The sequence below is a fragment of the Sphingomonas sp. LHG3406-1 genome (assembly GCF_029637485.1).
In the GTDB taxonomy this organism is placed as follows: domain Bacteria; phylum Pseudomonadota; class Alphaproteobacteria; order Sphingomonadales; family Sphingomonadaceae; genus Sphingomicrobium.
This window is the reverse complement of record NZ_CP069128.1, coordinates 1159981-1173407: the sequence shown is the minus strand read 5'-3', so window position 1 is coordinate 1173407 and position 13427 is coordinate 1159981. Positions and strand designations below refer to the sequence as shown.

13 protein-coding genes are annotated in these 13427 nt (G+C 68.8%); 6 read left to right on the top strand and 7 right to left on the bottom strand.

What is annotated here, in order from left to right:
• The first annotated feature begins 39 nt into the window (after positions 1-39).
• Positions 40-474 (top strand): DUF3429 domain-containing protein, encoded by a 435-nt coding sequence (locus JOY29_RS05605; RefSeq protein ID WP_300975206.1) that lies wholly within the window; start codon positions 40-42, stop codon positions 472-474.
• 91 nt (positions 475-565) lie between these two features.
• On the opposite strand, the gene hemA is transcribed toward JOY29_RS05605, so the two are convergent.
• Positions 566-1780: a 5-aminolevulinate synthase gene (hemA, locus tag JOY29_RS05600; RefSeq protein WP_300975205.1), complete on the bottom strand. Its 1215-nt coding sequence runs from the start codon at positions 1778-1780 to the stop codon at positions 566-568.
• Between the two features lie 83 nt (positions 1781-1863).
• Positions 1864-2643 carry a glutamate racemase gene (gene murI / locus JOY29_RS05595; RefSeq protein ID WP_300975204.1) on the bottom strand — a complete coding sequence of 260 codons (780 nt, stop codon included), beginning with the start codon at positions 2641-2643 and terminating at the stop codon, positions 1864-1866.
• Between the two features lie 58 nt (positions 2644-2701).
• Between murI and plsY the strand changes: the two genes are divergently transcribed.
• Genes plsY through JOY29_RS05580 form a run of 3 tightly spaced genes read left to right on the top strand, consistent with a single transcriptional unit; the run spans position 2702 to position 5932 of the window.
• On the top strand, positions 2702-3292 hold the full coding sequence (plsY, locus tag JOY29_RS05590; protein WP_300975203.1) for a glycerol-3-phosphate 1-O-acyltransferase PlsY: 591 nt from the start codon (positions 2702-2704) through the stop codon (positions 3290-3292).
• The gene (gene dprA, locus JOY29_RS05585; protein WP_300975202.1) at positions 3289-4401 is read left to right on the top strand and encodes a DNA-processing protein DprA; all 1113 of its coding nucleotides are present in this window, start codon (positions 3289-3291) and stop codon (positions 4399-4401) included. Before plsY ends, dprA begins: the two co-directional genes overlap by 4 nt.
• A 34-nt stretch (positions 4402-4435) precedes the next feature.
• Positions 4436-5932 carry a VWA domain-containing protein gene (locus JOY29_RS05580; RefSeq protein ID WP_300975201.1) on the top strand — a complete coding sequence of 499 codons (1497 nt, stop codon included), beginning with the start codon at positions 4436-4438 and terminating at the stop codon, positions 5930-5932.
• Positions 5933-5978: 46 nt separating this feature from the next.
• Here JOY29_RS05580 and JOY29_RS05575 read toward each other — a convergent pair whose 3' ends face one another.
• Positions 5979-6461: a hypothetical protein gene (locus JOY29_RS05575; RefSeq protein WP_300975200.1), complete on the bottom strand. Its 483-nt coding sequence runs from the start codon at positions 6459-6461 to the stop codon at positions 5979-5981.
• A 121-nt stretch (positions 6462-6582) separates the two neighbouring features.
• Between JOY29_RS05575 and topA the strand changes: the two genes are divergently transcribed.
• The gene (topA, locus tag JOY29_RS05570; RefSeq protein WP_300975199.1) at positions 6583-9057 is read left to right on the top strand and encodes a type I DNA topoisomerase; all 2475 of its coding nucleotides are present in this window, start codon (positions 6583-6585) and stop codon (positions 9055-9057) included.
• Here topA and JOY29_RS05565 read toward each other — a convergent pair.
• The 3 genes from JOY29_RS05565 to JOY29_RS05555 form a co-directional block, all read right to left on the bottom strand.
• The gene (locus JOY29_RS05565) at positions 9041-9811 is read right to left on the bottom strand and encodes a HesA/MoeB/ThiF family protein (protein WP_300975198.1); all 771 of its coding nucleotides are present in this window, start codon (positions 9809-9811) and stop codon (positions 9041-9043) included. The two genes, topA and JOY29_RS05565, sit on opposite strands and share 17 nt — an antisense overlap.
• Before the next feature lie 155 nt (positions 9812-9966).
• Positions 9967-10404, bottom strand: coding sequence for a dUTP diphosphatase (gene dut, locus JOY29_RS05560; protein ID WP_300975197.1), 438 nt, complete (start codon positions 10402-10404; stop codon positions 9967-9969).
• Entirely contained in the window at positions 10401-11651 is a 1251-nt protein-coding gene (locus JOY29_RS05555; RefSeq protein WP_300975196.1) for a phosphopantothenate--cysteine ligase family flavoprotein, read from the bottom strand. The genes dut and JOY29_RS05555 overlap by 4 nt, the downstream gene beginning before the upstream one ends.
• A gap of 245 nt (positions 11652-11896) precedes the next feature.
• On the opposite strand from JOY29_RS05555, the gene yghU reads away from it, so the two are divergent.
• Positions 11897-12730 carry a glutathione-dependent disulfide-bond oxidoreductase gene (yghU, locus tag JOY29_RS05550; RefSeq protein WP_300975195.1) on the top strand — a complete coding sequence of 278 codons (834 nt, stop codon included), beginning with the start codon at positions 11897-11899 and terminating at the stop codon, positions 12728-12730.
• A gap of 64 nt (positions 12731-12794) precedes the next feature.
• Here yghU and JOY29_RS05545 read toward each other — a convergent pair whose 3' ends face one another.
• Positions 12795-13343 (bottom strand): hypothetical protein, encoded by a 549-nt coding sequence (locus JOY29_RS05545; protein ID WP_300975194.1) that lies wholly within the window; start codon positions 13341-13343, stop codon positions 12795-12797.
• Positions 13344-13427: the final 84 nt, after the last annotated feature.

Here is a 13427-nt window from a genome sequence, read left to right as displayed (position 1 = left end):
GGCTGGCGTTCCTGGTGGGAGCGCTTCATCATCGAGAAGATGCGCATTCCACTTCCCGCCCTGCTGCTCGGCTTCGCCGGCCTGATCCCGCCCGCCGTGCTGACCGGCGTGGCCCTATTCGACATCGGCTTGTTCGCGCCGTCGACGCCCGGTTTCGTCCGCACCTATGCGGCGGTGATCCTGAGCTTCCTCGGCGGCAGCTGGTGGGCCTTCGCCTGCCGCGAGGGACGGCCGCGCTCGTGGCTGCTGGGGATTGCGGTGGTGCCGTCGCTGGCGGGCTGGTGGGCAATCTTCAGCTTCAACCCGCCCCAGGCGATGTTCGCATTGGCGGTGCTGCTGGTGGCGGCGCTGGCGGTCGACGCGCTGCTGGTGCGGCGGCGGCTGGCGCCGGGCTGGTGGATGGCGCTCCGGGTGCCGCTGAGCGTTGGGCTGGCGGCTTGCTGCGCGCTGAGTGGGTGGACGCTGGTGCGGTGAGGGGCCCTTCGACGACGCGCCTACGGTGCTTCGCTCAGGACCAACGCCTTATTCATCGTTCGGCCTGGGCGACGCCGAAGGCCGCTGTACCCTAGGCCGCTTCGCGCATTTCCAAACGGTCCCAGATCTCGACCAGGGCGCCGGTCAGTTCGTCCTGCATCTCGGCGCTGTGCGTCGGGCCGGGGGTGAAGCGGAGGCGCTCGGTCCCGCGGGGGACGGTCGGATAGTTGATCGGCTGCACGTAGAAGCCGTATTCCGCGAGCAGGATGTCGCTAATCCGCTTGGCCTTCATCGGGCAGCCGACCAGCAGCGGCACGATGTGCGTGACCGAGTCCATCACCGGCAGGCCGGCGTCGGCGAACTTGCGCTTGAGCATGGCGGCGGCGGCCTGCTGGCCCTCGCGCTCCTCGGCGCTCTGCTTGAGGTGGCGGACGCTCGCCAGGGCGCCGGCGACCAGCACGGGCGACAGCGAGGTGGTGAAGATGAAGCCCGGCGCATAGCTGCGGATGCAGTCGACGATGTCGCGGGCGGCGGCGATGTAGCCGCCCATCACGCCGAACGCCTTGCCGAGCGTGCCCTCGATGATGGTGACCCGGTCGGCGACCGCGTCGCGCTCGGAGATGCCGCCGCCGCGGGTCCCGTACATGCCGACGGCATGAACTTCGTCGAGGTAGGTGATGGCGCCGTAGCGGTCGGCGAGGTCGCAGATGGCGGCGATCGGGGCGATGTCGCCGTCCATCGAATAGACGCTTTCGAAGGCGATCAGCTTGGGCCGGTCGGGATCCTCGGCCTCGAGCAGTTCCTCGAGGTGGGCGAGGTCGTTGTGGCGGAAGATCTTCTTCTCGCAGCCCGAATTCTTGATGCCCGCGATCATCGAGGCGTGGTTGAGTTCGTCCGAAAAGATGACGCAGCCGGGCAGGAGCTTTCCGAGGGTCGACAGGGCCGCCTCGTTCGAGACGTAGCCGCTGGTGAACAGCAGCGCCGCTTCCTTGCCGTGAAGGTCGGCGAGCTCGGCCTCGAGGTTGACGTGGTAGTGGGTGTTGCCGCCGATGTTGCGGGTGCCGCCCGAACCGGCACCAACGTCGTGCAGCGCTTCTTCCATGGCCGCGATGACGGCTGGGTGCTGGCCCATGCCGAGGTAGTCGTTCGAGCACCACACGGTGATCGGCTTCGGTCCGTTGTGGCCGGCAAAGCAGCGCGCGTTGGGATATGACCCCTTGTTGCGCAGAATGTCGATGAAGACCCGGTAGCGGCCTTCGTCGTGCAGCCGGTCGATGGCGGCCTTGAAGACGTTCTGGTAATCCACTCGCTCTTGCCTCTTGCTCGGTCGCGCCCTTAACCCAAGCTACGCGGCAAGGCCAATGCGAACGACTCGCAATTCTACGTAGTTCAAATGTTTCTTAGGTCACCGATGCCGAAGTCGGTCAAAGCTGCGGCGACTGCGGGCGCCGGTCCTTCCCCGGTGAAGACGGCAATGCCGGGCGGCGGCTGAACCGGCCATGGCTGCCCGGCGGTGAGATGGGCGATGCGGCGCGCGATGCCGGGGCCGCCGTCCACCTGCGCGACGCCGGGGAGGGCCGCCGCGAGCTCCTTGCTGAGCAGCGGGAAGTGGGTGCAGGCGAGGACGACCACGTCCATCCCCTGGCCCGTGAGCGGGGCAACGGCGGCGTCGATGTCGGCGGAGTCGATGGCCTCCCCGGCAAGCTTGCGTTCGGCCAGCTCGACTAGCTCGGCCGAGCCGTGGCGGAGGACGGTGCAGTCGGCAGCGAAGCGGGCGGCGAGGTCGTCGACATAGGGCTGGCGGACGGTTGCAGGAGTTCCGAGCACGCCGATGATGCGGGTCCGCGACTGTTCGGCCGCCGGCTTGATCGCGGGCACGGTGCCGACCACCGGAATGTCGAGCGCGGCGCGGACATAGGCGAGGGCGATGGTCGAGGCGGTGTTGCAGGCGATGACGGCGATGCGCGGCCGGAAGCGCTCGGTCAGCCGGCCAAGCAGGGCCGGCACACGCGCCGCGATCTCGGCTTCGGAGCGGGTGCCGTAGGGAAAGGCGGCGCTGTCGGCGACATAGACGATCGGCGCGGTCGGCAGAAGCGCGCGAGTGGGTCCGAGGACGCTGAGGCCCCCGACGCCGGAATCGAAAAAGAGGAGAGGGGTTTCGGGCTTCACGCAGGCGGCCTTATGCGGTCGTTGCGCGTCGGCGCAATGCTGACTAGCCTTGGCTCCAATGTCTCAAGGCCTGCTTCTCGCCCTCGCGCTTGGTTATGCGCTCGGTTCCATTCCCTTCGGGCTGATCCTGACGCGGCTGACCGGGCGGGGGGACATCAGGACCATCGGCTCGGGCAATATCGGCGCGACCAACGTGCTTCGGACCGGGTCCAAGGGGCTGGCGGCGGCGACGCTGGTGCTGGATGCGCTGAAGGGGACGGCGGCGGTGCTGATCGCGCAGCGCTTCCTGCCCGGCTACGAGATTGCGGCGGCGGGCGGGGCGATGATCGGGCATCTCTATCCCGTCTGGCTGAAGTTCCGCGGCGGCAAGGGGGTGGCAACCTATCTCGGCGTGCTGATCCCGCTCTTCCCGCCGGCGGCGGCGCTGTACGCGGGGTTGTGGATCGCCTTCCTGCTGCTCGTCCGTATCTCCTCGGTTGCGGGCATGACGGCGGCGCTGTCGGCACCGCTGCTGGCGGCGTTCAGGGATCGGTCGGACCTGCTGCCGCTGCTCGCCGGGCTGAGCGTCCTGGTCATCTGGAAGCACAAGGAGAACATCGTTCGCCTTCGCGCCGGGACCGAGCCGCGGGTCGGGCGGAGCAGGGCTTGAGCGAGGCCGATCTCCTCGCCCGGATCCGCCTGATCCGGTCGCAGAGCATCGGGCCCATCACCTTTCGTCAGCTGCTCCTGCGCTTCGGCAGTGCCGAGGCGGCGCTTCGGGCCGTGCCGGACCTTGCCGCGCGCGGCGGCGGGCGGATGCCGGCGCTGTTCGGCGAGGACCAGGCGCGGCGCGAGCGCGACCGGGTCGAGGCGATCGGCGGGCGCTACCTCAGCATCGGGCAGGGCCTCTATCCGCCGCTGCTGGCCGAGGCCGACAATGCGCCGCCGCTGCTGACGGCGCTTGGCGACATTGGCCTTCTCGACCAGCCGATGGTGGCGATGGTGGGGGCGCGCAACGCCAGCGCCGCGGCCTGCCGCTTCGCGCGCGGCCTTGCCCACGAACTGGGGCGCGAGGGGACCGTGGTCGTGTCGGGGCTTGCGCGCGGGATCGATGCGGCGGCGCATGAGGGGGCGCTGGACACGGGCACGGTTGGCGTAATCGCCGGCGGGCTCGACAACTTCTACCCGCCCGAGAATGAGCGGCTGCAGCGCGCGGTGGCGGAAAGGGGGCTGGTGCTGGCCGAGATGCCGCCCGGGACCGAGCCGCGCGCCCGCCATTTCCCCTATCGCAACCGGATCATCGCTGGGCTCTGCCCCGGGACGATCGTGGTCGAGGCGGCGCCGCGATCGGGCTCGCTGATCACCGCACGGCTGGCGGCCGAAATGGGGCGCGAGGTGATGGCGGTGCCCGGCAGCCCGCTCGATCCACGGGCGCAAGGCTGCAATGGCCTCATCCGCGACGGAGCGACCCTGGTCCAGAATGCAGCCGAGGTGCTTGAGGCACTTCGGCCCGGGCTGGGCCGGGTGCGGTCGCAAAGGGACCTGTTCTCGGCTGCTTCCGAGGTCCCAGGCTTCGCCGGGACGACGGACGAGCCGGGTGAAGCGGAGCGGCGCACTGTCGAGGAACTGCTTGGACCGTCGCCGGCGCCCGTGGACGAGATCGTCCGGTTGTCTGGTCTCGAGCCCGGCGCCGTGCAGCTGGTCCTGCTGGAACTGGATCTTGCGGGCCGGCTCGACCGGCATGCCGGGGGAAAGGTCAGCTTTCGTCAAGGGGAGTAGTACAATGGGAGCATGCCGACATGCAGTGTTGGGGATGGCGCTTGCGAGTGTCTCCGCGACCTCGCTGGCGCAGGATTATTGCCGGCGCGCTCCGCTGATGGCGCCGCTGCCAGTCGAGGCGCAGGCGATGCGCACCGCCGCCGGGCTGTTCCAGCAGGCGGCTTATGCTCAGCCCGATGGCACGCCGGCCGAGACGCAGGTCTGCCCCGACGGCTCGGTCATTTTGGTGACCGAAACCTGCCCGGTGCCGCCGCCGCCGCCGCCGCCGCCGCCAGCGCCGATGGCGGAGAGCGATGGGGACGGGGCCGACTCGATCGTCGTCACCGGCAGCTCGGTCACGGGCTACTCGCCCGGCGCCCTGACTCGGCGGGAGCGAAGGGGCATGCGGGGTCAGGGCAACGGACCGCCGGCCGGCCTGCTGACGTCCGGCGACCATGACGATCTCCTCAATCCCGAGCATTTCGCCTGGTTCGTCCATTCCAAGCGCAGCCTCGGCCAGCAGATCTCGGTTCTACCGCTGCTCGATACCCGCCGCAGCCTGACCGTCGAGTTGCGCGACGACCGTGGGCAGCCGCGGGCGCTGGAACGGGTGACGCTCGAGTGCGCCGACGGCAACAGGCTCGAACTGGCGACCGCCAGCGACGGCCGGGTCGTCTTCTTCCCCGAGCTCGACCGGCTCAGCGAGCGGCTCGTCATCCATGCCGGGAGCGAGAAAAGGGAGATCAGACTGGCCGGGGGACGGGGCGGGCAGCAGCACCGGCTGGTGATTGGCGGCGCCCCGGCCCCAGTCCGGGCGATGGACCTGATGGTCGTGCTCGACTGCACCGGTTCGATGGGCGACGAGATCGCCTTCCTCAAGTCGGAGCTGAGGGAAATCCTGGTCGATCTCAAGCGCCGCCATCCGCAGCTCGACTTGCGGGTAGGGCTGGTCGCCTATCGTGACATCGGCGATGATTTCGTCACCCGCACCTACCGTTTGTCGAGTGACCTCGACGCGCTCCAGGCCTCGATCGCCCAGCAGCGCGGCCATGGTGGCGGAGACATGCCGGAGGCAGTCGATGAGGCGCTGGCGCGCGCGGTCGAGCAGGACTGGCGACCGGAGGCGGTCAAGAGCCTGATGCTCGTCGCCGACGCGCCGCCCCACGACGACAAGATGGGCCGGGCATGGGCCGCTGCGGAGGCCGCCCGTGCCAAGGGCATCCGGATCGTCCCGGTCGCGTCGTCGGGGCTCGACGACCGCGCCGAATATTTTATGCGGCTGAGTGCGGCGCTGACTCAGTCGCGCTACGTCTTCCTCACCGATGACAGCGGAATCGGCAATCGCCACAAGGAGCCCGAGATCGCCTGTTACGTGGTGACCAGCCTCGCTTCGACCATCCGCCGGGTGCTCGACAGCCAGCTGACCGGCCGTCGGCTCGAGCCGCGCGAGGGCGAGGTCATTCGGGTCAACGGCGACTATGACCAGGGCCGTTGCGGACTGCCGCCGAAGGTGAGGCCCGTTCCGCCGCCACCCTGGGGCGTGGCCGACTGACCGTGGCGCGCCGAAGCTGCGGCTGCCGCTTGGCGGCGTGCCGCCGTCAGTTTGCGGGCTTGAGGCTGACCTTGCCGAGATAGGTCTCGCTCCAGCCGATGTCTTGGCTGGTCGGGACCCGGCGCCAGGCGATCTGGACGATGTAAAGGTCGCTCGCTCCCATCATCGCCTTGGCGATGAAGGTCTCTGGCAGGCCGGTGGTCGGATTGCGCGGGCAATCAAGGCGGACGGTCGCGGCGCCGCCGGTCTCGGTCACGGTGCCTGCCGTCGCGCCCGGACAGGAGCCGGTCGCCATGGCGGCGAGCCGCTCGAGAAAGTCGCTTGCAGAGAGGCGGCCAGCGAGGCCGCCGAGGCGCTGGGTCGTGACCATGCGCGTCCACTGCTGCACCGTCTCGCCCGCCGGCACTTCCTCCTTGAGGCTCATCGGGCCGGCGCTCTGCTCATTGCCGACGATGAAGCCATCGAGCGGCGGACGAACGAGGCTCTCCGGCGACACGGCGAGCGCGGCGGCGATGATGACGGCGAACATGCTTACACTCCCCCTTGGGCCGCAACGCCCTAGCCTGTCCGTCGCGCCCGGCCAAGGAACCGCCTTGACGAGGCTGTCCGCCGGTCCCCACCCTCGTGCGTATGCGTGAAGGCAATCGAAAATGAAGCTGGTCGTCGTCGAATCGCCGGCCAAGGCGAAAACCATCGAGAAGTATCTGGGGCCGGGCCACAAGGTGCTGGCGAGCTACGGTCACGTCCGCGACCTGCCGCCCAAGGACGGGTCGGTGAACCCGGACGAGGGCTTCGCGATGGAGTGGGCGACCTATGGCGACAAGGCCAAGCAGGTCAAAGCCATCGCCGACGCGGCCAAGGCGTCGGATACGCTGATCCTCGCCACCGACCCCGATCGCGAGGGCGAGGCGATCAGCTGGCACGTCCAGGAACTGCTGAAGAAGCGCCGCGCGCTGCCAATGGACGTGCGCCGGGTCACCTTCAACGCCATCACCAAGTCGGCGGTGCTGGACGCGATGGCGAGCCCGCGCGAGCTCGATAACGATCTCATCGACGCCTATCGAGCGCGGCGGGCGCTCGATTATCTGGTCGGTTTCACCCTGTCACCGATCCTGTGGCGCAAGCTGCCCGGCGCCAAGAGCGCGGGACGCGTCCAGTCGGTCGCGCTGCGCCTGATCGTCGACCGCGAGGCCGAGATCGAGCGCTTCACCGCGCAGGAATATTGGACGGTGACGGCGCGCTTCGCGGCGACCGGCCAGGAGTTCTCCGCGCGTCTGGTTGAGCTGGACGGCAAGAAGCTCGACAAGCTCAGTCTCGGCGACAAGGGCTCGGCGACCGAGGCGAAGAAGGCGGTCGAGGCGGGGCATTTCGCCGTCGCGTCGGTCGAGACCAAGCCCTTCACCCGCAATCCGCCCCCCCCCTTCACCACTTCGACCCTGCAGCAGGAGGCGGCGCGCAAACTGGGCTTCGCGGCCAGCCACACGATGCGGGTGGCGCAGCAGCTCTACGAGGACGGGCTGATCACCTACATGCGGACCGACGGCGTGCAGATGGCCGGCGAGGCGATCAGCGCCGCGCGCAAGGCCGTCGCCGATCGCTTCGGCGCGGCGCACCTGCCCGACAAACCGCGGCAATATACGTCCAAGGCCAAGAATGCGCAGGAGGCCCATGAGGCGATCCGGCCGACCGACTTCGCCAGAGAGCGGGCCGGCAGCGGCGACCATGCGCGGCTCTACGAGTTGGTGCTCAACCGCGCGCTCGCCAGCCAGATGGCAGCGGCGCGGCTGGAGCGGACCACGGTCGAGCTGGCTAACGACCGGGCGCGGCTGCGCGCGACGGGGCAGGTGACGCTCTTCCCCGGCTTCCTCGCGCTCTACGAGGAAGGACGGGACGAGAAGGCCGAGGACGAGGATGGCGCGAAGATGCCGCACCTCGCCAAGGGCGACCGGCCGGACAAGCTCGGCGTCGACGCCGTGCAGAGCTTCACCCAGCCGCCGCCGCGCTATTCGGAAGCGAGCCTGGTCAAGCGGCTGGAGGAGCTCGGCATCGGGCGTCCGTCGACCTATGCGGCGACGCTGCAGACGCTGAAGGACCGCGAATATGTGCGGCTGGAAAAGCAGCGCTTCATCCCGGAGGAGAGCGGGCGGCTGGTGACGGCCTTCCTCGAGCGTTTCTTCGAGAAATATGTCAGCTACGATTATACGGCCGAGCTGGAGGATGAGCTGGACGACGTGTCCGGTGGGCGTCTGGACTGGTTGAAGCTTCTCGAAAGCTTCTGGCGCGACTTCAAGCCCAAGGCGGGCGAGGTGATGGAGCAGAAGCCGAGCGAGGTGACCGCCTCGCTCGACGAATTCCTTTCGCCCTGGCTGTTTCCCGACAAGGGCGACGGCAGCGACCCGCGGCTGTGCCCGGCGTGCGGCAATGGGCGGCTGGCGCTGCGCGGCGGCAAGTTCGGCGCGTTCGTCGCCTGCTCCAACTATCCGGAATGCAAGTTCACCCGGAAGTTCGGTCAGGGCGGGGATGCCGCGGCGTCGAGCGGTGAACCGGCGGATCTTGGCGAGGGCATCATGCTCAAGAGCGGGCGGTTCGGACCCTATGTCGAGCAGGGGGAGAAGCGCGCTTCAATCCCCAAGGACGTGAGCGTCGATCTCGACTGGGCGAAGAGGCTGCTGAGCCTCCCGCGCGAGATCGGGACGCATCCGGAGACGGGGGAGATGATCACGGCGTCGATCGGGCGCTACGGGCCCTACCTGCAGCACCAGGGCAAATATGCCCGGCTGGCGAGCACCGCCGAGGTGTTCGAGACCGGCATGAACGCGGCGGTGGCGAAGCTGGCCGATGCGGCGAGCGGGGGCGGCCGAGCCCGCGGCGGGAGCCGGGAGCCGCTGGCGGTGCTCGGCAATCATCCGGAGAGCGCCAAGGAACTGAAGGTGATGGAAGGGCGGTTCGGTCCCTATGTCACCGACGGGACGACCCACGCCACGCTGCCCAAGGCGGCGGACCCGAAGGCGGTGACGCTGGACGAGGCGGTGGCGCTGATCGACGCCAAGGCCGCCAAGGGGCCGGCCAAGGGCAAGAAGAAGGCGCCGGCAAGGAAGAAGGCGGCTCCTAAGAAGGAGAAATAGCGGATCGTCCGACGGAGCCGCCGCAGGCCTTGCAGCCTGGGTCGGCGACGATCCGGATCAATCGCTGGGTGCCGTTCAGGCCGTCGACCAGGGTGAGCCTGCCTGGCTCCGCCTCGCCGGCATGCGCGAGAAAGCGGATGGCGAGGAGGGCGGCGAGGTTGCCGGCGAGGCCGGTCAGCGCGCCGGTGACGCCCAGCTCCGCGCAATTGTCGCAATCGTCGGCGTCGAAGGCATCGCCGACGAAGCAGCGGTAGCAGGGTTTCCCCGTGAACAGTGCGACCTGGCCCTGCCATTGAGCGGCGGCGGCGCTGATCAGGGGCAGGCCGAGGCCGACGCAGGCGTCGCTGACTGCGAGGCGGGTTGCGAAATTGTCGGTGCCGTCGATGACGAGGTCATGGCCCTCGAGGAGGGCGGCGGCATTGTCGGGGCCGATGGCGCGCTCGACTCCGGCGACTTCGACGAAGGGGTTGAGCCGGCGCACGAACTGGGCGGCGAGCGCAGCCTTGGGCTCGCCCTCGTCGCGCGAGCGGTAGATGGGCTGGCGGTGGAGGTTGGAGAGGTCCGCCCGGTCGGGATCGATGATGGTGATGCGGCCGATGCCTGCGCCGGCGAGCGCCGGGATGACCGCCGCGCCGATCCCGCCGGCACCGACCACCGACACTTTCGCGGCCTTGAGGCGCTGCTGGCCGGCACCTCCCAGTTGCGGAAGGACGATCTGGCGGGCGTAGCGGGTGAGTTCCTCGTCGGAAAGCAACTTCTACCTCCCTGACGCGAAGCGGTGGGAAGGGAGCCCGCTGACGAAGGCAGTGGTGGAGGGGCCATGGGCAGGGCGGCCGGCCCCCCCACCACTCCGCGTTGCGGAGCGGTCCCCCTCCCCATTGCTTCGCAACGGGGAGGTTGGATGATTCATCAACGCCCCGTGCTCCCGAAGCCGCCTTCGCCGCGCGCGGTCTGATCGAGCACCTCGACCTCCTCCCAGGCGGCCTGCGTCACCGCGGCCGGCACCAGCTGGGCGATGCGTTCGCCGCGGCGAATGGGGAAGGGCTCGTTGCCGTGATTGATGACGATCACCTTCACTTCGCCGCGATAGTCGGCGTCGATGGTGCCGGGCGTGTTGGGGACGGTGATGCCGTGCTTGAGCGCAAGGCCCGAGCGGGGGCGGACCTGCACCTCATAGCCTTCGGGAATGGCGATGCGCAGGCCGGTGGCGACCGCGTGGCGCTGGCCGGGCTGGAGGTCGAGATCCTCGGCGGCGACCACGTCCATGCCGGCGGCGTGGGCGGTGGCATAGGCGGGCAGCGGCAGGCCCTCCCCGTGGGGCAGGCGGGTAATCTGGATCCGGATCATGAAAGTTCCTGGGCGATGCGGGCGACGAGCTGGCGCGCGAGCTGTTCCTTGGAGCCGGCGCCGAGATCCTCGACACCCTCGGCGGTAACGAGGTGGAGGTGGTTGGACGGGCCGCCCATGACGTCACCGGAGACGTCGTTGGCGACGATCCAGTCGGCCTTCTTGGCCGAACGCTTCGACGCTGCGTTGGCGAGGAGGTCGTCGGTTTCGGCGGCGAAGCCGACCAGCAGGCGCGGACGGTCGGGATGGGTGCCGAGGGTGGCGAGGATGTCGGGGTTGGGCGCGAAGCGCAGCTGCGGCGGGCCGGCCGACTTCTTGAGCTTGGTCGGGCTTGGGCTCACCTTCCAGTCGGCGACGGCGGCGACGAGGATGGCGGCGTCGGCGGGAAGGGCGCTGTCGACCGCGGCAAGCATCTGGTCCGCGGTCTCGACGTCGATGCGGGCGACGCCGGGCGGGGTAGGCAGCGCGACGGGGCCGGCGACGAGGGTGACGCGGGCGCCGAGCGCGGCGGCGGCGGCGGCGATGGCGAAGCCCTGCCTGCCGGACGAGCGGTTGGCGATGACCCGGACGGGATCGATCGGCTCGTGCGTCGGGCCGGCAGTGACGAGGATGTGACGGCCGGTGAGGTCGGCATCTTGGATCTTCATCCCGGGCTCGGCCCGGGATCCCGCTTCTTCCTTTGGCTCTTCGGGCAAGAAGCGGGACCCCGGATCAGGTCCGGGGTGACGGAAGACTTGGGCGAAGATCTCCGCCGGCTCGGGCAGCCTTCCGGGGCCGTATTCGCCGCAGGCCATGGCGCCTTCGGTGGGGTCGATCACCGTGACGCCGCGCTGGCGCAGGGTGGCGACGTTGGCTTGCGTCGCTTCGTGAAGCCACATTCGGACGTTCATCGCGGGGGCGGCGAAGACCGGCTTGTCGGTGGCCAGCAGCAGCGTGGTGGCGAGGTCGTCGGCGATGCCGGCGGCCATCTTCGCCAGGAGATCGGCGGTGGCCGGGCAGACGAGGACGAGGTCGGCGGCGCGGCTGAGCTGGATATGCCCCATCTCCGTCTCGTCCTTGAGGTCCCACAGCGAGGTGTAGACCGGGCTCTCGGCCAAAGCAGCGAGGGTCATGGGGGTGACGAAATGGCTTCCGCCGCCGGTCAGCACCGGCGTGACCGCGTGACCGTGACGGCGGGCGAGGCGGATCAGCTCGGCCGCCTTGAAGGCCGCGATGCCGCCGCCGACGATGAGCAGGATGCGTGCCATCAGTGCGCCAGGGTCACGGCAAGATGAACAAGGTCACAAAGGTCACCGGTGGCGGGGGTGTCCAGCCGCCCAGGCCTTCCCTCGTGATGGCCAGGTCGGTTCAGGTCGAAGTTGCGCGGCGCGGACATGGCTCGGCAGCGATGCCAGACGAAACCCTACTTTGCTAGGCAGGAACATGAAGGTGCCTTCTTGAGCGCGCCGGTGACCGTCCCATGTCGCCGGCGAACGACAGGGAGAATGCACGCATGTCCGACGATTATACGCCGCCGAGAGTCTGGACCCCGAAGCCCGCGGAAGGGCGGTTCGCGTCCATCAATCGGCCGGTCGCCGGGCCGACGCACGACAAGGAACTGCCGGTCGGCGGGCATCCCTTCCAGCTCTACAGCCTCGGCACGCCCAACGGGCAGAAGGTGACCATCCTGTTCGAGGAGCTGCTCGCGGCGGGGCACGGCGGCGCCGACTATGACGCGTGGCTGATCGACATCATGGAGGGTGACCAGTTCTCGAGTGGCTTCGTGGAAGTCAATCCGAACAGCAAGATACCGGCGCTGCTCGACCGGACGGGTCCAAAGCCGGTGCGGGTGTTCGAGAGCGGTGCGATCCTGCTCCACCTGGCGGAGAAGTTCGGGGCCTTCCTCGGTACCAGCCGGGCGGAGACGTTGAGCTGGCTGTTCTGGCAAATGGGCTCTGCGCCCCTGCTGGGCGGCGGGTTCGGCCATTTCTTTGCCTATGCGCCGCGCAAGATCGAATATGCGATCGACCGCTACACGATGGAGGTGAAAAGGCAGATGGACGTGCTCGACCGGCGCCTCGCAGAGAGCCGGTTCGTGGCGGGCAACGACTATAGCATCACCGACATCGCACTCTGGCCTTGGTATGGCGGAGTGGCGCTCGGCCGCACCTACGAGGGCGCGAGCGAGTTCCTCGACGCGAACAGCTATCGCAACCTCATCCGCTGGGCCGAGGAGATCGATGCGCGGCCGGCGGTGAAGCGCGGGCGAGTGGTCAATGCGACGCGCGGCGACGTGCAGCTGCGCGAGCGGCACTCGGCGGCGGATCTCGACGCGCTGGGGCTCTGAACGGACACGAAAAAGGGGACGGATCGCTCCGTCCCCTTCGCGCCAAACGCACGATCGGAAAAGTTCAGCGGACCTCGCCGCGGAGGATGAAGCGGTCGTCGTCGCTGGTGCCGACATGGGCCTCGAACGGGCCGCTGCCGCTGATACGATGGTCGACGATCCCGAGCAGGTCGTCCTGGTCGCGATGAAGGTCGGAATAGTCGAAGGTGCCGTGGACAGCACTGCGAACCTTGCTGATGATCTCGCCGGTGTCGATCCGGCCGCCGCTGTCGCGAAGCTGCTCCTCGACCGCGGCATGGAAGGCATCATGCGCCTTGTCGACCGCGACCAGCCGGCCCATGTCCTCGTCGATCACCAGCGCGACGAAGCCGACATTGCCGCCGGCCGGCAGTTCGCAGGTGCCGATTTCCTGCGGGACCTGAAGGGTGGTGCCCGCCTCGATGTCGTTGGAGAAGGCCTCGCGCACGTCGGGGTGCCTGGGCGACTTCACCTCGATGTTTCCATCGGCGCCGATCGCGTAGAAGCTGGTGAAGAGATAGGGTTCGCAACCGCCCGGCTCCGACTGCGCTTCGCAGTGAAGTTCGCTGAGAGTGATGGTAACGCGGTCGCTCATGCTGAAGTCCCCTATGCTGGTTAACTGCCCTTGAGGGCCGGTTAGCATGGCTTCGACGAGTCGCAAACAAGGGCTGTTGAAGAG

Bases quoted from the DNA above. Each gene is read 5' to 3' on its own strand.
- JOY29_RS05605 (WP_300975206.1), top strand. From the start codon at position 40: ATGCGCATTCCACTTCCCGCCCTGCTGCTCGGCTTCGCCGGCCTGATC.
- plsY (WP_300975203.1), top strand. From the start codon at position 2,702: ATGTCTCAAGGCCTGCTTCTCGCCCTCGCGCTTGGTTATGCGCTCGGT.
- JOY29_RS05580 (WP_300975201.1), top strand. From the start codon at position 4,436: ATGGCGCTTGCGAGTGTCTCCGCGACCTCGCTGGCGCAGGATTATTGC.
- JOY29_RS05575 (WP_300975200.1), bottom strand. From the start codon at position 6,461: ATGTTCGCCGTCATCATCGCCGCCGCGCTCGCCGTGTCGCCGGAGAGC.
- topA (WP_300975199.1), top strand. From the start codon at position 6,583: ATGAAGCTGGTCGTCGTCGAATCGCCGGCCAAGGCGAAAACCATCGAG.
- dut (WP_300975197.1), bottom strand. From the start codon at position 10,404: ATGATCCGGATCCAGATTACCCGCCTGCCCCACGGGGAGGGCCTGCCG.
- JOY29_RS05555 (WP_300975196.1), bottom strand. From the start codon at position 11,651: ATGGCACGCATCCTGCTCATCGTCGGCGGCGGCATCGCGGCCTTCAAG.
- yghU (WP_300975195.1), top strand. From the start codon at position 11,897: ATGTCCGACGATTATACGCCGCCGAGAGTCTGGACCCCGAAGCCCGCG.
- JOY29_RS05545 (WP_300975194.1), bottom strand. From the start codon at position 13,343: ATGAGCGACCGCGTTACCATCACTCTCAGCGAACTTCACTGCGAAGCG.